Here is an 18,137-nt window from a genome sequence, read left to right as displayed (position 1 = left end):
CAAAATTCTTAAAGCCGTAGGCATAGGGTTTAATCAACTTGAGGTTGTTGTTAATTCCCTCGACAACAACAGTCGTAGTCCTGTTATCAAAATAAGCAATAACCTGATTAAGCTAAGGAATAATAGTACTTTAGTTGTTGGGAAAATATTTTTTCGCTTTTGACAGCTATTTCCCCAATTTAAATAATATTGAATTGAGAGGGGTGCTCCAACTGTTTTTAAGTTTCAAGTGAAACTGTTGCGCCTTTAATTTCAGCCATCCGAAAACTTTTGCGTTCGCTGGCATTACTTATTTCTCTGATTCCTTTTTAGAGCTTGATTGCTACCAGTACGTTCAACCACAAGGGTCATGCAAGCCATTAGAACTTCAATAATTGAACCCCGTTCATTGGGATTAACGTTCATAACTGAGGGTCGATTTCTCTGATTCATGTAGCCCAGTTTTGCCATAATTTCCTCCGTAGAAGAGACTCCTGGGCAGTCCGTATGGGTTAGACCAATGATCATCGGGATTGCCACTCGCTGGTTCATATAGGATATTATCTGGCGAGCGTAGTGAAAATCATTGGGTCGATGGGCTGCTACCAGCACAATATAAGTATGAGCGCTCTTAATCAAATAATCCCACATAAAATTAAAGCGAGATTGACCAGGGGTACCGTAGATTTGCACCTCCAGGGAAGAACCAAATGTAAATCGACCATAGTCAAAGGCAACGGTGGTTTTTTTCTTTAGCAGGGCTGTGTGATCAGTAGCACCGCGTTCTGTTTCTATGACTTCAATTTCACTAATCGTTCGGACAAAGGTGGACTTGCCAGATCCTGGGGCTCCTGCTACTACTAAACGCATGATTTTCATTGGCTCAAAGCTCCTAAAAAACTAAGCGAAATTACACCATGAAAGATAAGTTGGGGTCTCTCGTATCCATAAAATCAACTGAATTCGACCCCTGCTTGTTTCGTCCATCCACTGATGTGAGTTAATGCCTCTTGCTAAAGTCTTACTCTTGAAACTTTGCAGGAGGTAGGGTCGTTCTGAGGTGTTAAATTTGACTTATCTCAAAGCAGGGTTTGCGACAGAAACTGTACTATATAAAAAGATTGCTAGGCTGCTAAGCATTCAATTGGCTCTTGCGATCGCCCTTTGGCGTTGCCTTCTCTTTCCTTACGGTTCTCCTGGAGGAGTAGGGGACGCTTTCACCGTATTCGGCTACAACTGCGGGGGCACACGCTTCACGGCAATCCCCCTTTAGGCGGTGCCGTGAAGCGTTGGTGTTAGCGAAGTGGCGCATTAGCAAAGCAGACGGGCAACGCCCCACAGGAGTCGCTACCCCAAAGGGGAAGGCAATCACTTACTTCACAGCACTAGCGAGTCTAGGCGATCGCCCCAAGCGGGCAGCACGAAGTGATCGCAAACGCTATCACTGTGAAGAGTTTCCAACTGCACCCCCTTATACCGATTTCCTAAATCGTTGCTACAGATACTTCTCTATGTTCCCCCCTTGATAAGGGGGGCTAGCCGGAGCTTTAGTGAGGAGGTCAATTTGTAGCGCTATTTTATGAAATTGGTATTACTTAGTGAGAATTGATCGCGTAAGTCCTGACTACAGCAAAGCGGGCTTGACATCAGCAACAGTGCGCTTAATTTCTAAGAGCAACACCCCTTGCTTTGCTTGCTTGCCAGCTAGGACAAGAAACACCGCCTCGTCACCACAACTGGTCAAAATCGTAAAACCTTCGTCACCCTCAACATAGATGCGATCGGTTACACCGGCTAAGAGTTCCTTACCAATGCGCTCACCCAAGGAGAGCATGGCAGCAGACATGGCGGAAACTCGTTCTTCATCCATGCTACCGGGTAAGCTAGCCGCTAGGGGTAAACCGTCTGGGGTAACTACTGCCGCACCTTGAACGTCCGGGGTGGTGGCGACAAATCTTTGTACGAGCATCCCAAGTTTGTGAGTATCGATTGCCATTGAAATATTTCTCCTTAACTATCAAAGATTGGCATTTGATTAATGGGTATTCCTAGGAAAGGCGTTGCTGATTTTTGGGATGATTGAGTAGAGAGTTTCTCGGTTTGAAGTAACCGCTCATCCCTTAATGCAGCAACGTCCCAAGTCCTTTCTATGTGAACAACGTGAGGGGAAGAGTTAGCCTTGCAGCGCGGATGCAAAGGTATGCTCTATCGAGATGCGCCTGGAATTAGAGAGGAACAAACTCAAACACGTCGTAAGCGCCACCGTGGAGTACTGATTCGGTATGGGTGCCCTTGAGTTTCTTTTGCAGCAGTTCGCTCATAATTCCCCAAACAATACCCAAGGTAAAAGTACACCGGGGCGGTGTTCCATTGCCACCGACAGCACAGAGGGTTTCTGAGGTGTAGACCTTGATCACCTCGTCAGTTATCTCAATTTTATCAATGATGCACAGACGAGAGCCTTCTGCACCCAAAACCTTGGTGATTTGTTGGGTCGCACCTTCTAAATTTTGTGTTGCACCTTTCAAACCCAACTCATCAGCGAGTCTTTTGCCCCGCATCCGACCTGCGGCAACCAGAGTGACTCCTGTCGCCTTCTCTCCTAGGGCTTCTGACATCCCTTCAACCACTGAGCGAAAGGCATCAACACTACTAAATTGTCCGAGTTTATCGCGCTTGATATCTATCATATTCATCCTTGTTTAGAGCTAGAGTTTGTCACGATTAAGGATGTGACTCTCACTTTTCAAGGCATTTACTAATATCCATAAGGGCCTAAAAATAATCTACCGTTTAGAAGCGATTGTTTTTCCCTAATTTTTTGGGATTTTTGAAGACGTTGTCTTCAGTCGTCAAGCAAACACATTTTTAGGCGTTGGCTGTTTTTTGGAGAAAATCTAGATTGAATTACTCTCCTTTGGCTGTTTGTTCAGCGTTGTTTTTATCTCTTTCTTTTATAGCATCTATATACAAAGAATGTGGCTATATTTCTTGAGTATTTTGATTAAATTTATATTTGTTTTATATTGGCTTTAAGTTACTTATCCGGATTAAAAACGCATTAATTTTTATAGCAAATATGTTTATTAAATAAAAAAACAAAATTAACTGAAATCAGGGTTCAGCAAAATATCTAATTAATTTTGTTTCCCTTTTAAATTTATTTAATTAATTTATTTGAAAACTAATAAAATCCATATTTGGGAGATAACTGTACATACTTAAAGAATACTTGTATGTAAATGAACGGAAAAATAAATAACAGCAAAACCCCCTGTTTTGCTGTCCGTTGAGCTTCGGCGAGCTACAGGGGGTTTTGCATTTATTGATGTTTACTTACTTAGTGATGCACTCACATACCAATGTCTGCCACAGAATTTTCCAAATTTTTAGGGATTTGTCGGGGTCTGGGGGAGTGAAAAGCACCGCCCTCAGCGATTGCACATTTAAATTGCATACTCTCTGGCTTAGAGTAAGCCTACAATTTAAAGGCTGAGCCACTCATAATCTTTTATTTGGACTGGGAATACCTGCCATCCTGGGCACTCTTGGTATTCGCGTTACAACTACTGCTAAGAAAGGAGCGAGTGGTCTTAAAAAGCACTTCACTAGCTAGATAGACATCCAAGGAATGTGATTACAACAAAGCGGGCTTGACATCAGCAACAGTGCGCTTAATTTCTAAGAGCAACACCCCTTGCTTTGCTTCCTTGCTAGCTAGGACAAGAAACACCGCCTCGTCACCACAACTGGTCAAAATCGTAAAACCTTCGTCACCCTCAACATAGATGCGATCGGTTACACCGGCTAAGAGTTCCTTACCAATGCGCTCACCCAAGGAGAGCATGGCGGCAGACATGGCGGAAACTCGTTCTTCATCCATGCTACCGGGTAAGCTAGCCGCTAGGGGTAAACCGTCTGGGGTGACTACTGCCGCACCTTGAACCTCCGGGGTGGTGGCGACAAATTTTTGTACAATCATCCCAAGTTTGCGAGTATCGATTGCCATTGAAATATTTCTCCTTAACTATCCAAGATTGGCTTTCGGTTAATAGGTATTTCTGGGAAAGGTGTTGCTGATGTGGCGGCGGATTCAGTAGAGATTATCTCGCTATGAGGTCGCCGCTCATTACTTAATGCAGCAACGCCTCCCAGTTTTTTTTCGATGAACAAGGTGAGGGGAAGACATTGTTTGCCGTTCACGAATGGCAAGGCAATGCTCTATTTAGATGTGCTTGCGCTCAAATCTGAGTAAATTCAAACACGTCGTAAGCGCCACCATGGAGTACTGATTCGGTATGGGTACCCTTGAGTTTCTTTTGCAGCAGTTCGCTCATAATTCCCCAAACAATACCCAAGGTAAAGGTACACCGGGGCGGTGTTCCATTGCCACCGACAGCACAGAGGGTTTCTGAGGTGTAGACCTTGACCACCTCGTCAGTTATCTCAATTTTGTCAATGATGCACAGACGAGAGCCTTCTGCACCCAAAACTTTGGTGATTTGTTGGGTCGCCTCTTCTAAATTTTGCGTTGCACCTTTCAAACCCAACTCATCGGCTAGTTTTTTACCACGCATCCGACCGGCCGCAACCAGAGTGACCCCTGTCGCCTTCTCTCCTAGGGCTTCTGACATCCCTTCAACCACTGAGCGAAAGGCATCGACACTACTAAATTGTCCGAGTTTATCGCGCTTGATATCGAGTGGCATTTTCTATTCCTTACGTAGGACTACAGTACATCATGATTCAGGGGGACTCTCACTTTTGACGATATCTACTAATACCTAATTCGGTATAGAAATACTCTGTCTTTTCTGAAGCGATCGCTTTTCCCTAACTAACTAAGATTTGTTGAAGATATGCATCTTCATCTGTTAAGGCAATATTTTTCTTTGGCCTAGGAATTATTTAATCATTTAAGTCATTAAAGCCTCCTTCCCTGTGGCTGTCTTACGCTGGTGTATTACATATCTTTTTTAGCAGCTATCGTTCCTAAATGTCATTAGTTTTTTTGAGTGAATTTACCTAATTTATATGTGGGTTTGATGAAGCTTTTAGTTTTCATTCAGAGATAAAAATAATGTGAAGTTTTATAAATCTAAATTCATATTTTAATGTTTATAATTCAGCAAGCATCGGCCGACAGAATTAGTTTATTGCTTTAATTTGCAAGCTTTTCAGGCATTTAGCCTCAGATATTTTGATTAAATCGGGTGGGTCTGCTAGTTAAGTAATTTATCTTTTTTTTGTATTTAATTAATACAGCAAGAGTTTTATTAATTATTTTGTAAGCATTGAAGAGAGTTTTTTAGATTAATTTGTTTAGGGGCTTAAGAAAAAATAAAATAGTCGAAATCTTCCTGATAGTCCTACATAAGTCTGAATAAATTATTAGTATAGGCACATTAAAAATACAATAAATACCCCCTCATTTTGTCTCTTCGTCAAAGTTTAAAAGACTACAGGAGGTGTTATGTTTATTGATGCCTACCTAGTTAATGAGGTACAAAAATAAAATATTTAATACTTACATTGGGTAAGGGCGGGTGCGAGGAGTCGCGTTCATCTTCATGTGGTTAAAATATGGCATCAGGTGAGGAGTTACAAGAACACTTTATTATTTACAACTCTTTTACTGATACCAAATCTGGGGTTAATGCCCCCTTTTTCTGCCAACCTGCACAATCTTGTAGAGACGTTCCGCCGGAGCGTTTCTACGATTAGGCAGACAATCCAAACATTCTTACTACAATAAAGTTTCTTCCCGTCAGCCACAGCGCATTTAACTTCTAATTACAAAACTCCTGCTTTGTGGATATTACGTCGTAATACCAACACTACTTACAACCACAGTTGCAACTATCCGGACTGTTTCGTCAGTATTTTGGGAAAATTGACAGGCTCCCCTGAACAGCTCCTTCTGTCCTCACTCTCATCTCCCTTCTGCCTTCTGTCCTCACTCTCATCTCCCTTCTGCCTTCTGCTATAGCTGCCTTCTGCCTTCTGCCTTTTGCCTTTTGCTATAGCTGCCTTTGTCCGCTCACAAAAGCCGGGGAGAGAACCAACTGGTGAGTTCATGAGGGAACTTGTCTGCCTGAGCAATAGCCAGAAGATTTATGCTTCACTGTCGTTCTGGTGAAGTGAGCGTCTGTCAATTTCTGGCTTGCAACTTGTCCATTATGTTTTGTTCTGCACTAAATTAAATTCTTTAATGCTGTTAACCCACAAAAAAATTTGCTAAGTTATATAATGTAATACAATAACCTATTAAACTATATAAGCTATGAAAAATCGTGGGCGAGTCACAGCCTATTTACCCGAAGAAATCCAGAAAGCCTTAGAAGAGTGGGCAGAAGAAGAAAGTCGCTCATTGAGTAGCCTCGCTACCTATCTACTGACTCAGGCTGTGAAAGACCGCCAACAACCGAAAGACAAGAAAGAATAATCTAGGGCTTACCGCCGCTAGCGCTAGAAAGTCCGCCGCCGAAGCTTTAGTCAGGACGGACTGACACAAATTCAAGGTTTGAAACCTACATAGTTAGAGCTGCGTCAAACCTTAACGATTGGACAATGATGTCAAAAAGGTAAAAGGTGTTTCAACCAGAATGTTCTGCCCGAAATTGATTGACAATTCGATCCAAGCCAACGGAACGTGAGGCTTTGAACAAAAGGCGATCGCCCGGTTGCACCAGTTCTAGCAAACGCTGAACTACAGCATTGTGGCTGGAAAAGCACTCGGCTGACAAAGGAGCCGCGCCAGTAGCAATCGATTCGGCTTCCAAATCATCAACTAAAACCAGTAAGGCATCAAGATTGAGTTCCTGCGCCGTCTTACCAACTTGCTGATGAAATTCAGGCGATCGCTCTCCCAATTCTTTCATTGTCCCTAGCACCGCAATATGCCGCTTACCAGGAGTTTGAGCCAGTAGGTGCAGCGCGGCTAGCATGGATTCCAGCCCAGCATTATAAGTTTCATCTAGAATCACAATATCATTGGGCAACTCGTAGCGCCGTGATCGCCCAGAGGGTAGTTCCACCTCTAGCCCCTGAGTCAGGGGTACCCAATCCACCTTCAGGAGTTGCGCCACAGCAAGTGCCGCCAGATAGTTCAAGGCGTTGTGGCGACCCGCAAGGGGAAGAGGAAACTGCATTCCCTCAAGTTCTAGCGTTTCTGAGTCGAGTAAGCGCCCCTGGAAATCACCCCCTTCTAGCCCATAGGTCAAGGTTTGCCCCTGCCAAACCGTCGCAGCCGTGTTCATTAAGCGTTGGTTATCGTGATTGAGAACTGCAACACCTGTATCCGACATTTCCGCTAAGAGTTCACACTTGGCTTTGGCGATCGCCTCCTCAGAACCCAAAAGGCCGATATGGGCTGTCCCCACATTTGTGATCACACCTACTGTCGGATGGGCGATTTGAGCCAACTCCGCAATTTGTCCAGAACCGCGCATCGCCATTTCAATCACGGCATAGTCATGCTCTGGCCCCAATTCCAGCAAGGTTTTCGGCACGCCAATTTCATTGTTGTAATTAGCTTGAGTTTTCAGGACGTTTCCTTGGGTTGACAAAACAGCCGCGATCAGCTCTTTTGTTGTCGTTTTGCCCACCGAGCCGGTTACGGCAATCACTGGGATATTGAACTGGTCGCGCCACCATCTGGCAATCTGTTGGTAGGCTTGGAGCGTGTTTTCTACCTGTAATTGCGGAACCCCGTTAAGCTGAGCCTCTTGGCTGTGCTCCGAAATGACGGCGATCGCCCCTTTCTCGATCGCCACACGGGCGAAGTCATGCCCATCGAAGTTTTCTCCTCGCAGCGCCAAGAACAGATGACCGGGTTGGAGATTACGGGTATCCGTGGTAATACCAGTACAGTGTGAACAAGCCGCTTCATCCGAAAGATTTAGGGGTATGGCGGCAATCACATCAACGAGTTGAGTCACAGACAGGTGACAAGGCATCGGTCTATCTTTCCAAATTTAATAAATGTATGCTTTGCTGGAATAAAGTTTTGTAATCTATGAGAAGGGGGTCGTAAGGATTGCTTTACCGAATATCTTGATAACTGCGCTATGCCTTTACTAAATCTTTACAATTTTCTCCCATATCTTTTCATCCCGGTGAAGATTTGAGCAGGATATCCTAGTCAGTGGCATAACCTACTTTAAGATAGGTTAGCCTTGAGTATACCCGCTTAGGCTGGGTAATATTGTAGTGCATCATCTTTTTTGTTTGATGCCTACCAGAGACTAGGTCAGCTCTAAATGACATCTTCTCAAAAAAACCCTGTATAAATCGCCCTAGCGTCTGCACGTAGGAGGGCTCGTGTGAAGTGACTACTACTTGGACAGAGTCTGATATCCGACAACCTAGCTTAGAAGAACAGCAACTGTACGATCATTTACTCTACTGCGTACAGGTAGAGTCATGTAGCCAATTGATTGAGCGCTTCCGAGCTCTCTTTCTCGATGGAGTGAGATACGAAGAGCCGCAAGTCTGGTTGGCCTTAGAGAAGGTTGCTATGAACAAGCGAGCTGAACAAGAGTTCAAGTTTGTACTCAACCGCTGCTGCCACATTCTCATTAATCGCTGGCAACTACAACCACAACTACAGAGGGCCATTCCTGAGTTGGTAGCGTTATTCGAGAATCCACCCGATCCCACCAGAGTTCAATCTCGTGGAGCCAGACGCCTGCGGCATCTCGTACAGCTTTTCACTGAAACAGAGCAATATTTAACATTGCGGCGTTTGTCAACGGTGATGAGTGAATCAGCCGAGGCTTATAACACTGATTCGATACCTGTAGGGACTCTTATTCAACGCTATCCATATCTTTATGAACACTGTCTCCTGAGTGAAGATAGCAGTTACGAACATCAGCAGACCGTTCGGCAAATTCAATCACGGTTTCAGCGGCGCTTTGAGTTAGATTTGTCTCAGTATGTCACCTATCAGGTGCGACGCGCCCAAGCGATGCGCTCCCAGCCAAAAGACACCTTGGAGAAAATCATTCAGCCTGTTCGAAATCCCACCCTGTTAACTGAACGAGAATTGGCAACGGCCCTCAAACAGTTTGTTGGAAAAGTGCAAGGTTCTGACACTTACCGAGATGTCGCCCAAAGCTTCCTCACTCACAGTAGTCAGACGACTTCGTACAAAGCTTTTAAAGACGACTTGTATGAGTACTTGACTCTTTCAATCGATCCAAGCTACGGAAAACGTCAGTTTAATGATCGCTTGTATACTCATCTCAGCGACACCTTGCCTCAGTGCAATTCCCAAAAACCCACGGAGTTCTTGCTAGTCCGAACCTGTAGCCAGCTATTGAACTTCTTAGTGGTGGAAAGTCCTCAACGACCTAACCACTTTATTTTTGTTGATCTGATTACCAACTTGGGGGCAACCTTCACGACTGGCTTGTTACTCAAGATTGTGCTGCTATGCCGCAAAGTCAAGCCTTACTTGGAAAAACGGTTTTCTATTTTGTTTAACCACTACGAGTCTTCCAGCAAAGACGGTGTGCCTTGGTTAGTCAAATCCTTGGAAAACCTGAATCTGGCTTTTAGTGTTCATTTCGGTTCAGCAGACCTTTCCTGCTTGAATCAAATTATGTGATAAAAAGGGTTGAAGGTTAACAGGTTAAAGGTTGTGTGTGAACGTTTAACTTTTCAACTTTCAACTCTTAACTTTCAACCTTCAACCCAACTCTACGGTGCGATTATTGTAGAGACTCATCGCCTTTTCGACACCTTGCTTGAGTGCCAGTTCTACGGCATCAACCACAAGTTGGAGAACTTCGGACATCATTTGAGTTTCTTGCGGTGAAAATTTTCCTAGGACATGGGACACACTGTCTTTCTCAGCCCCAGACTTGCCGATACCAATCCGCAGGCGGGGAAAATTTTGTGTGCCCAAATGTGCGATCGCCGACTTCATACCATTGTGTCCGCCAGCTGATCCCGAAAGACGGAGTCGCAGACGCCCCACGGATAAATCCATATCGTCGTAGATAATTAGCGTTGACTCAGGCGGCAGCTTGTACCAATCTGTCGCGCTACGAATCGCTTGGCCTGAGCGATTCATATAGGTGAGTGGCTTGAGCAAACGCACCTTATCTCCGTTCACACCCCGCCCTTCTCCAATCAAGGCTTGAAATCGGCGATTTTCGCTCCAAGAAATCTGCCAGGTTTTCGCCAACGCATCAACAGCCTCAAAGCCAATGTTGTGCCTTGTTTTATCGTATTTGGGTTCAGGATTCCCTAAACCCACAATGAGCTGAGGAATAACCAACTTAGATGTTGTGATGCTCTCTGCCATTAATATTCAAAAAATTTTAATCACTTTAGGAGCAATTGCTTTGTTGTCACATTAATTGAGTTTCTGCCAACGAGCAGGCGCGTGAACAGAGAACACTTGTGATTTTAGCAACCCAGGGAGTAACCCATCGCTCGCCACTTCTGCATCCAAGAGACAGTGAGAAGTTGAGCGACGGGTTTCTTCATAACTAGGTAGGAGAAAGATCAATTGTAAGCGGTCTGAAACTGGACCCTCATTACCCTTAAGCTCCGAATCAATACCTCGTCTCTGGCTCAAGCCGGATACTGAAACAGAGATTCTAGATAGACACGAGCACAGGCGCGATATGTTTGGGAAGTTTCTGGCATTTTACCATTTCCGTTTTGAAGCAAGAACAGAGATAGGGCTGCGGCAAAGACCCGATCTTGATCCCACGTAGGATGATTTTCTAAGTAGCGCTTGAGGGATTCGTGCAGATCTTCAGGAATTTCGGCCAGGATGCTGACGGTTGCGTTCATGTGTACCTCTCGTTTCATGGCGTATGGGGACAAAGTAGCTTGGCTTTCAGCGCCTTTTACCTTCGGCTTTACAGCTGAAAGCCCACGGAAAATGAGCTTGAAAAAGCACCCTCTCTAACTCCCGTTGGGCTCTTTTCCAAGAGAAACTTTTAAGGGTTGGTCGCACCATTGTCGGCTGAGATGGGGTGGGGTTGTCAATGCTGCGAAATATTACAACCTTTCTCAAATGCCAAAAATAGTCACCAGAGAATCAGGGTTTGAAGCTGATCTCCGTTACATATATTCATCTAAACTCGTCTTTTCCCCCAGATTAGAGACTCGCCTGGGAAAATCCCCAGGAAAACAGGAAGACTTGATCCTACCGTATCTGCCTGTGGAAAATCAGGAGCAACCTGTGGAAAATATTCCATACCTGTGTGGAAATGCTGGGGAATTTGTGGGGAAAACGGAAGCGAAAGATAAGAATTGCAAACACAGGTATGGGGATTGAAAAAGAATGAAGCATGAAGTGAAAAGGAAGGTTTTCGTACTTCATCCTTTCTAATTCAGGCTTTTTATGCTACTGAGTGAGCATCAACGGGTAGGCTATGACCCAAAACCGTAAAAACCTGTCGTTGCTCAAATAATTCGACCAAGTCCCCGTTGATTTTGTTTTTGGCAGCTTCTTGCCGCAAGATTTTGAGGGCGGTCTCTAAAGGTAGGCGGCGTTTATAGGGGCGATCGCTAGCGGTGAGAGCGTCGTAAATATCTGCAACCGTGAGCATCTGTGTTTGGAGTGGAATTTCCTCTTGCTTTAACCCCTGAGGGTAACCACTACCATCGAGCTTTTCATGATGTCCGTAAGCAATGGTAGGCACATCTTTGAGATGCTTTGTCCAGGGAATCCGCCGGAGAAAGTGGTATGTGTGGGTAACATGTGCCTCAATACCTAAACGCTCTTGGTTGGTTAGGTTCCCTCTAGGCACCAGCAACTGAGTCATCTCTGCTTCTGTAATCAGAGGTTTAGTTTCCCCGTCAATATCTCGATAAGTATATTGAGTGAGAGCAGCCAATTGTGCCGAAGTTTCTTCAGAAAACGCCTGAAAATCTCTCCGGATGACAACATCAGGTTCATTTAGTTCTCGGATAAACTCCCAATAGTATTCGATTGCTTCAATCGTTTGAGTTAGCTGCTTATCTAACTGTTCGAGTTTCTGGCAGTGAGAACAACCTGTATTGGTAGTGTCATCCCCATGCTTATGGCTTGGATGCTCAAGTAAGTACTTAAATTTATTTTGAGCGCATTCCATTTCTAAGGTGCGGCGTGCCAGAGCAAAGCGGTGGCGAATGATTTCAAGCTGGTCGGGATAGAGCTTTTTTCGTTTGCCGAGAATAGCTTCGGGGATTCCAACTTTGCCAAAGTCGTGCAGTAGGGCAGCATAGCGAATTTCTTGAATTTGGCGATCGCCAAACTGAATTAACCGCAGTGGCCCACTGGTAATCGAACTGGCCTCTTCCGAGAGGCGCACCGTGAGTTCAGCCACCCGTTCCGAGTGACCAGAGGTCGTCGGGTCTCGTGCTTCAATAATCTGTACAGAGGCTTTAACAAACCCCTCAAACAGATTCTCAATGCTTTTTTGTAGGTGATTGCGTTCAATGGAAATTGCCGCCTGAGAAGCGAGCGATCGCACAATTCGTTCTTCCCATTGTGAGTAAGGCTGGGTTACCACGATCGCATTCTCAGTGGTGAGAACGAGATCGGGTTTCACCTTCCGATTAATTAGCTGTAGCACACCAATAATTTCCCCATCTTGGTCTTGCATAGGCAACACTAACGCCGAGCAAGTGCGATAGGGCATGGTAGTATCAAAACTACGGTCTAGCTGGTAAGGGACATCCGGTGGTAAATTATAAGCATCCGGCAAATTGAGGCTTTCACCGGTGAGTGCCACATAGCCCGCTAAACTTTTGCGGGTCAAGGGCATCGCAAATTCCTGAAAAGGATTATTCGGTATAGAATCATTCTGGGCAACCTTGAAGAGTAAGGTCGGGGACTCTTCGTTGCGGTTGATCAGATAAACACTACCGGCATCACTACAGGTAATTTCTCGGCTCTTGGATAAAATAAGATGCAATAATTCATCTAAATTATTGGTGCTGGAAAGGGCTGTGCCAATGGCCAATAGCTGTTCGATGAGTTCTACTCTTTCAGCAGAGGCTTCTTGTAAAAGTTCTTGGCTTTCAAGGGTCAGAATCGGGGAGTAAGAGGGTGTCATGAAGGTTTGACGGATAAATCACTAGTGATGGGTACTCATGGATTGTTCGAGTCGTTGAAGGCTTTGCCTGGTACGACTCAGATGTGAGCGGCGGGTTTATCCATAATTGAATTAAAGCCTGGTTAGGTTGCTCATAAAACTGCGGATCTATGCACCCAACTCAGGAAAGTCATCAGCCATACTCTTATTTTCACCCTGACCGGACGCTTCGCTCTCAGGTTTGAAAAACTTGATTAATACTTTACATGTTTGAAGCTATTTTAGCGTGCTATTCGGCTGAATTCTGGTGTTTTTTTTTATTCTTTAGTATAAATTCGCTTCCCGTGAGCAAATTAACCTTCTTGGACATAGCGATTTAAGTAAATCCCTATAACGCTCAAGAAAATTCCATCCAACAAATTATAGAGACAGGCTTTTTTCTGAGTATGTTCCTGTTGCTGATATACACCACAGGTGAAGTAATTACTCATTCCAGGGATATGATAAATCCGCGCAACCTAAGAATTTGAGACCAGAGTACTTCCATTGGCCCACAGTCTATGCCCATCCATTTCCTGTGCATTGCTCAGTGAGAGGCATCCCTAAATACCCGATGTAAACCTTCTCCTTTCTTAAGGCATGGAAATCTGAGCCGTCCCAAATTATGCCAATTAAATATAGAACCAATAGCCGCTTGTGCTTGATACACAACCTCCTATTGGGTACAGATATGTTCTTTCACGCTGGTTGCCCTTTCGTAGGCACTGAGTTACTATAGAATCTTGGCTTCTATAGTGGTGTGACACTAACTATCCAGATGCCTATTAACGTCCGTCTAGAATAAACAAAACAATCAAAACCCTATTTGGAGAGGTGGCAGAGCGGTTGAATGCGGCAGACTCGAAATCTGTTGAAGGGTCACACCTTCCGGGGGTTCGAATCCCCCCCTCTCCGTTCAAATAAAGAATCAAGCAAGCAAGGACAACTTTTTGCTGCAAACATTTACCGTGATTGACACAGTAAATCCACTACCGTCAAACTCGCTTTGGGAATGTTACAGAAGTTGTGCGTCTTTATGGGTTGCCTCAATGGTTGTTTGAAAACCCTCTTGAGGCGTCCACTGAATCGCCCCATCGCGACCTGTCCAATAAAGGGGTATCTTGGCATTTTGCAGAAGCTTAGCTGTATCCAAGTCCACTGTTTTGGAAGAAGCGATCGCAACTTTTGGTTGGACAGCCTTTAAAAACTCTGGTGCTAAACTTTCTCCAGACCACCACAGGATTTGCACCTGTGGAAGATTACGGCTTGAGACTAACTTTTGTTGAACTTCTTGCTTCATTTCTCCCAAGAGCAACCAACTTTGATAGCGAATTTGCAACTGTAGCACCGGGGGATCAGCGTTGATTAATTGTAAAGGTGTAGAACCCACAAACATCCGTTGCCCAGTGGATACTCGCTGATAGTTACCTTTTTGAGTTTGAATGGTACTGACAATTGTCTTGGTTTCAGCAGGTGGGGACTGGGGAGCTGCGCTATCGTAAAGGGTCCTAACTGGCAAACTTGGCAATATTTGTAACCAGCCACTCCTGAGACGAGGTTCACTATCGAGTGCAATTGCCCAATCAATTTGATTAATTCCTTGCTTTTGGAGAAATGGTAGTACTGTAAAACTGACGGTATCGGCATCCCCACTATTAATTAGTGTCACTTGTCCTTGATCTTGAACCACTAAAACTTGCTCTTGGTCTGTAGCTAATACCGTAACTTGGAACTGTGATATTTTGGTCTGCCAAACGGGCAGTGCTACTAACATTACAGCCACCAAGCCCACTAGCCACCATCGACGTTGCCACTTATGGTTAATACTGCTGAACCCAATCAAACCGTATAGTATCAACAGTTGCATCCAGGAGATTTTTCCAACTGCCACTGAACTTCCCGGCAAGGCGTTGAAAAATTCCACCAGTCCTATCAGGAAATGAGTGGGATAGTAGACCAACCAAGCTAGAGCGCTGCCAGCAACTGGCGAGATTAAGGCAACCAGTGCATCAATGATGCTACCGATACTGATAACAGCAATCAATGGGGCAGCAATAATATTTGCGGCTATGCTATAGGGCGCAAACATGTTAAAAACATACAGTTGTAGAGGTAATGTCCATAAAGAAGCAGCAATAGTAATGGCTATTAAGGAGGCGATTGCCAGTGGCATCCAATCCAGTTGCTTGATCAGAGGAGGTGCTGTGACTAACAATCCCAGCGTTGCCAAAAAGCTCAACTGAAATCCTAAATCCCAAACCCACAGGGGATTGAAGAGTAGCAGTAAGGTTGCAGCAACCAACAGTGAGCCTAATGGTTTAACCTTCCGTTGGGTCACTAGAGCAACTAGCGCTCCAAACCCCATAATCGCAGCTCGCATCACCGAAGGCTGTAATCCTGTGAGACAGACAAAAATAATTAGAGCTGTCGTCCCAAACCCTAACTGAGCTCTCACCGAAAGACGCTTGGTTAGCACCAATACCAAACCCAGAATCAAAGAAGTTTGGGTTCCAGAAGCGGCTAAAGCATGAGCTAATCCTGTCTGAATAAAGGAGTCACGGATATCGTAGGGGATATCTACCGCTCGATTTCCCAACACAAAAGAACTCACAATCGGTCCGGCTGGACTACCTAAATGACGAACTTGGGCACGGATGATACGCTGCCGTAGCTTCCACCATCCCCACGGCTGCCCTTGCCCTTCCTCGAATAAGCTAACTTGCCGCCCGCTGAAACCCGCAAAAGCTCCCTCTTTTGTCAGATAAGTCTCAAAATCAAAAGCACCTGGATTCGAGGCGGGTTTGGGTTTATATAAAACTCCTGTGATGGAAATAGTTTGGTCTGGATAAAGACCCGTTGCTTGGAGGATGGGTACTGTCACATACAACTTACCCGTGACTTCCTTACTAATAGCACCGGTCTTATCGCGGCTTTCCACCTCACTCAATTGCGTTGCTTCCAGCCAAAACTGGGCTTTAGAGGAGCGGGTAAGACGAGGCACACTCTTGACCTTGCCTTGAACTGTAACTACCTGCTCCTGCACAAGGTTATGAGCGGAGCGAACAAACTGGCTGACATCATTCGACGTTGGTTTTGGCACTCGCGATTGAAAATACACGATTGCTAGAGCCCCAACCAGTCCAGCCACTAGCCAAAGTCTCGCTTTGGGTCCGGTTCGCCAGAATCGAGGGATGGCGATTGCTGCCACTACGCCTAAGACAAGGACTCCTAAGCTCAGTAAACCATATTCTGTCCAAGGACTAGCACGAGTTGGTGAGCCGAGAAGCGCTGTCAACACTAGGCCAAAAATATAAGCCAAACTCAGTAAAGCACCACTGGCAGGACTCATCCGATTGCTAAACCTAGCTTCAATCCTAGTACTGCATGAAGAAACAGTAGGCAAAGTGCCACACTGCCTAAGTAGGCGTGGATAGTACGCATCACAGATTTGTTACTTCCAAAACCAGCCAGGGAAATCACACCATTGGTTGCTAACAAGATCAGCACGATTGAGCCTGTCCAAAAGTGTGGGCTTTCCAGAATAGGCTGATTTTGCATCACTAGTGATAGAACTCCTCCTGTGTACCCAGTCGCGATAAAAAGAAACATCCAAGGGGCAATTTTACGATGCTCGGTTCGACTTTTCATCGCTAATGCCGTATCAGTGATCATTCTTCCTCGCCATCCTGCCAATCCCACAAAGCTTCCCATGACAAATACTACAATCCCCATCATCCCTGGATGTCCCCAATGGACAATGGGTTCAGGAATTCCCATACTCCGAAATTGGCTCGCGATCGGCTCTAGCACTTCACTCAGATTTGTCATCTATATTAGAACCTTACTAATTACAAACTTTGGATGGTTTAGATTCAATCGGTCGTAATTAACTTCTTGAGCGGAAAACCAAGAGTTTCTCTTTGCTGTAAGTATAGATGAGCGACTTGCCGCGCTAGGTTGCGAATTCTACCAATGTAGCGAGTCCGCTCTGTAACCGAAATAACCCCCCTAGCGTCCAGTAAGTTGAAGGTATGAGAACACTTTAAAACATAGTCAAGTGTAGGTAGAACCAGTCCTTGCTTGCTGAGTTGTTCTGCCTCCTGCTCATACAGAGAAAATAGCGTAAATAACAAATCTGGGTTAGATGCCTCAAAGTTATAAATACATTGTTCAACTTCGCCCTGAAGGTGAACATCTCCGTAACTAATACGGTCATTCCAGCGAATTTTCGTAAAAGCATCAACATCTTGAAGATACATCACCAGCCGCTCTAGTCCATAGGTAATCTCAATCGAGACCGGGCGACAATCAATTCCACCGCACTGTTGAAAATAAGTGAATTGGGTAATCTCCATTCCGTCTAACCAGACTTCCCAACCCACACCCCAAGCTCCGAGTGTAGGGGACTCCCAATTGTCCTCTACAAATCGAATGTCATGGTCTTCAGGATGAATGCCTAGGGCTTTAAGGGAGTCTAAGTATATTTCCTGAATATTATCGGGTGACGGTTTGATCAGAACTTGGTACTGATAGTAATGTTGATAGCGATTAGGATTTTCGCCATAGCGTCCATCTGTTGGCCGTCGGCAAGGTTCAACATAAGCAACTGACCAAGGCTCTGGACCAATCGCTCTCAAAAAGGTGTGGGGGTTCATCGTACCTGCACCCTTTTCTGTATCGTAGGGCTGGGTAATCAGGCAACCGCGAGCGCCCCAAAACTGATGCAATGTAGTAATAACTGACTGAAAATTCACGCCGACCTCCGTGCAAGAGACTTAAATCGTATATTCATTTTTGCTCAAAGACCAAGCCAAAGCTGAGTTTGGAGCCTTCGAGAAAAAAAATGGAGGAGGGGTTGACAGTAGGGGAGATTATCGATATATTGGTAAATGCGCGCTAAAGAGGCCAACGCCCCCGACCGCGCCCGAACCTAGAAAAACCAATAGTTTGAAAGCCAAAATAAGTACCAATCCTCGTCAGAAATCAATCAAGTTTTGGGTTAACCCCCAAGGCTGAAAAAAAGAAGAGGATTCCGGAAATCAAAAGTTTTCGGAGCCAAAAGTAACTTTCTAT

17 protein-coding genes, 1 tRNA gene and 1 pseudogene are annotated in these 18,137 nt (G+C 45.0%); 5 read left to right on the top strand and 14 right to left on the bottom strand.

Going from position 1 to position 18,137, the window contains the following annotated elements; all coding sequences use genetic code 11:
* Position 1: 1 nt before the first annotated feature.
* Positions 2-106: pseudogene (locus tag NDI48_27085) on the bottom strand (transposase).
* A 179-nt stretch (positions 107-285) separates the two neighbouring features.
* Positions 286-858, bottom strand: a complete 573-nt coding sequence (locus NDI48_27080) for an ATP/GTP-binding protein (protein ID MEP0834831.1) — start codon at positions 856-858, stop codon at positions 286-288.
* 413 nt (positions 859-1,271) lie between these two features.
* Here NDI48_27080 and NDI48_27075 point away from each other — a divergent pair, with 413 nt between their 5' ends.
* Complete coding sequence (locus NDI48_27075; GenBank protein MEP0834830.1) at positions 1,272-1,505, top strand: hypothetical protein; 234 nt, start codon at positions 1,272-1,274, stop codon at positions 1,503-1,505.
* 98 nt (positions 1,506-1,603) lie between these two features.
* Here NDI48_27075 and NDI48_27070 read toward each other — a convergent pair whose 3' ends face one another.
* The 4 genes from NDI48_27070 to NDI48_27055 form a co-directional block, all read right to left on the bottom strand.
* Positions 1,604-1,975, bottom strand: a complete 372-nt coding sequence (locus NDI48_27070) for a roadblock/LC7 domain-containing protein (GenBank protein MEP0834829.1) — start codon at positions 1,973-1,975, stop codon at positions 1,604-1,606.
* Positions 1,976-2,204: 229 nt separating this feature from the next.
* Entirely contained in the window at positions 2,205-2,675 is a 471-nt protein-coding gene (locus tag NDI48_27065; protein ID MEP0834828.1) for a hydrocarbon-binding protein, read from the bottom strand.
* A gap of 941 nt (positions 2,676-3,616) precedes the next feature.
* Positions 3,617-3,988: a roadblock/LC7 domain-containing protein gene (locus NDI48_27060; GenBank protein ID MEP0834827.1), complete on the bottom strand. Its 372-nt coding sequence runs from the start codon at positions 3,986-3,988 to the stop codon at positions 3,617-3,619.
* A 232-nt stretch (positions 3,989-4,220) separates the two neighbouring features.
* A complete protein-coding gene (locus NDI48_27055) occupies positions 4,221-4,688 on the bottom strand; it encodes a hydrocarbon-binding protein (GenBank protein ID MEP0834826.1) in 468 nt (155 codons plus the stop codon).
* 1,574 nt (positions 4,689-6,262) lie between these two features.
* Between NDI48_27055 and NDI48_27050 the strand changes: the two genes are divergently transcribed.
* The gene (locus tag NDI48_27050; protein ID MEP0834825.1) at positions 6,263-6,424 is read left to right on the top strand and encodes a hypothetical protein; all 162 of its coding nucleotides are present in this window, start codon (positions 6,263-6,265) and stop codon (positions 6,422-6,424) included.
* A gap of 151 nt (positions 6,425-6,575) precedes the next feature.
* Here NDI48_27050 and NDI48_27045 read toward each other — a convergent pair whose 3' ends face one another.
* The gene (locus NDI48_27045; protein ID MEP0834824.1) at positions 6,576-7,937 is read right to left on the bottom strand and encodes a UDP-N-acetylmuramoyl-tripeptide--D-alanyl-D-alanine ligase; all 1,362 of its coding nucleotides are present in this window, start codon (positions 7,935-7,937) and stop codon (positions 6,576-6,578) included.
* Positions 7,938-8,308: 371 nt separating this feature from the next.
* Between NDI48_27045 and NDI48_27040 the strand changes: the two genes are divergently transcribed.
* Complete coding sequence (locus NDI48_27040) at positions 8,309-9,592, top strand: hypothetical protein (protein MEP0834823.1); 1,284 nt, start codon at positions 8,309-8,311, stop codon at positions 9,590-9,592.
* 81 nt (positions 9,593-9,673) lie between these two features.
* Here the strand turns inward: NDI48_27040 and pth are convergent, their stop codons facing one another.
* Positions 9,674-10,294, bottom strand: a complete 621-nt coding sequence (gene pth / locus NDI48_27035) for an aminoacyl-tRNA hydrolase (protein ID MEP0834822.1) — start codon at positions 10,292-10,294, stop codon at positions 9,674-9,676.
* Between the two features lie 272 nt (positions 10,295-10,566).
* Entirely contained in the window at positions 10,567-10,791 is a 225-nt protein-coding gene (locus NDI48_27030; GenBank protein ID MEP0834821.1) for a DUF2811 domain-containing protein, read from the bottom strand.
* Between the two features lie 226 nt (positions 10,792-11,017).
* On the opposite strand from NDI48_27030, the gene NDI48_27025 reads away from it, so the two are divergent.
* Positions 11,018-11,281 carry a hypothetical protein gene (locus NDI48_27025; protein MEP0834820.1) on the top strand — a complete coding sequence of 88 codons (264 nt, stop codon included), beginning with the start codon at positions 11,018-11,020 and terminating at the stop codon, positions 11,279-11,281.
* 64 nt (positions 11,282-11,345) lie between these two features.
* On the opposite strand, the gene NDI48_27020 is transcribed toward NDI48_27025, so the two are convergent.
* A complete protein-coding gene (locus NDI48_27020) occupies positions 11,346-13,046 on the bottom strand; it encodes a GAF domain-containing protein (protein MEP0834819.1) in 1,701 nt (566 codons plus the stop codon).
* A gap of 332 nt (positions 13,047-13,378) precedes the next feature.
* Positions 13,379-13,516, bottom strand: coding sequence for a hypothetical protein (locus tag NDI48_27015; GenBank protein MEP0834818.1), 138 nt, complete (start codon positions 13,514-13,516; stop codon positions 13,379-13,381).
* 376 nt (positions 13,517-13,892) lie between these two features.
* Here NDI48_27015 and NDI48_27010 point away from each other — a divergent pair.
* Positions 13,893-13,979: transfer RNA gene (locus NDI48_27010), tRNA-Ser, on the top strand.
* A 100-nt stretch (positions 13,980-14,079) separates the two neighbouring features.
* On the opposite strand, the gene NDI48_27005 is transcribed toward NDI48_27010, so the two are convergent.
* From NDI48_27005 to glyQ, 3 genes are read right to left on the bottom strand one after another with little or no spacing between them, the layout of a single operon-like run.
* A complete protein-coding gene (locus tag NDI48_27005) occupies positions 14,080-16,413 on the bottom strand; it encodes a ComEC/Rec2 family competence protein (GenBank protein ID MEP0834817.1) in 2,334 nt (777 codons plus the stop codon).
* Positions 16,410-16,892 (bottom strand): DUF4079 domain-containing protein, encoded by a 483-nt coding sequence (locus NDI48_27000; GenBank protein MEP0834816.1) that lies wholly within the window; start codon positions 16,890-16,892, stop codon positions 16,410-16,412. The genes NDI48_27005 and NDI48_27000 overlap by 4 nt, the downstream gene beginning before the upstream one ends.
* 44 nt (positions 16,893-16,936) lie before the next feature.
* Complete coding sequence (glyQ, locus tag NDI48_26995; GenBank protein ID MEP0834815.1) at positions 16,937-17,818, bottom strand: glycine--tRNA ligase subunit alpha; 882 nt, start codon at positions 17,816-17,818, stop codon at positions 16,937-16,939.
* Positions 17,819-18,137 lie beyond the last annotated feature (319 nt).

This window comes from Microcoleus sp. AS-A8 (assembly GCA_039962225.1).
Classification (GTDB): domain Bacteria; phylum Cyanobacteriota; class Cyanobacteriia; order Cyanobacteriales; family Coleofasciculaceae; genus Allocoleopsis.
The sequence above is the reverse complement of the archived record's forward strand: the minus strand, read 5'-3'. Positions and strand labels throughout refer to the sequence as shown.

What these genes read in the sequence shown, in the direction of transcription:
- NDI48_27080 (MEP0834831.1), bottom strand. Translation starts at nt 858, where the DNA reads ATGAAAATCATGCGTTTAGTAGTAGCAGGAGCCCCAGGATCTGGCAAG.
- NDI48_27030 (MEP0834821.1), bottom strand. Translation starts at nt 10,791, where the DNA reads ATGAACGCAACCGTCAGCATCCTGGCCGAAATTCCTGAAGATCTGCAC.
- NDI48_27015 (MEP0834818.1), bottom strand. Translation starts at nt 13,516, where the DNA reads ATGAGTAATTACTTCACCTGTGGTGTATATCAGCAACAGGAACATACT.
- NDI48_27025 (MEP0834820.1), top strand. Translation starts at nt 11,018, where the DNA reads ATGCCAAAAATAGTCACCAGAGAATCAGGGTTTGAAGCTGATCTCCGT.
- NDI48_27045 (MEP0834824.1), bottom strand. Translation starts at nt 7,937, where the DNA reads ATGCCTTGTCACCTGTCTGTGACTCAACTCGTTGATGTGATTGCCGCC.
- NDI48_27050 (MEP0834825.1), top strand. Translation starts at nt 6,263, where the DNA reads ATGAAAAATCGTGGGCGAGTCACAGCCTATTTACCCGAAGAAATCCAG.
- NDI48_27065 (MEP0834828.1), bottom strand. Translation starts at nt 2,675, where the DNA reads ATGAATATGATAGATATCAAGCGCGATAAACTCGGACAATTTAGTAGT.
- NDI48_27060 (MEP0834827.1), bottom strand. Translation starts at nt 3,988, where the DNA reads ATGGCAATCGATACTCGCAAACTTGGGATGATTGTACAAAAATTTGTC.
- NDI48_27055 (MEP0834826.1), bottom strand. Translation starts at nt 4,688, where the DNA reads ATGCCACTCGATATCAAGCGCGATAAACTCGGACAATTTAGTAGTGTC.
- pth (MEP0834822.1), bottom strand. Translation starts at nt 10,294, where the DNA reads ATGGCAGAGAGCATCACAACATCTAAGTTGGTTATTCCTCAGCTCATT.
- NDI48_27000 (MEP0834816.1), bottom strand. Translation starts at nt 16,892, where the DNA reads ATGACAAATCTGAGTGAAGTGCTAGAGCCGATCGCGAGCCAATTTCGG.
- NDI48_27070 (MEP0834829.1), bottom strand. Translation starts at nt 1,975, where the DNA reads ATGGCAATCGATACTCACAAACTTGGGATGCTCGTACAAAGATTTGTC.
- NDI48_27005 (MEP0834817.1), bottom strand. Translation starts at nt 16,413, where the DNA reads ATGAGTCCTGCCAGTGGTGCTTTACTGAGTTTGGCTTATATTTTTGGC.
- NDI48_27020 (MEP0834819.1), bottom strand. Translation starts at nt 13,046, where the DNA reads ATGACACCCTCTTACTCCCCGATTCTGACCCTTGAAAGCCAAGAACTT.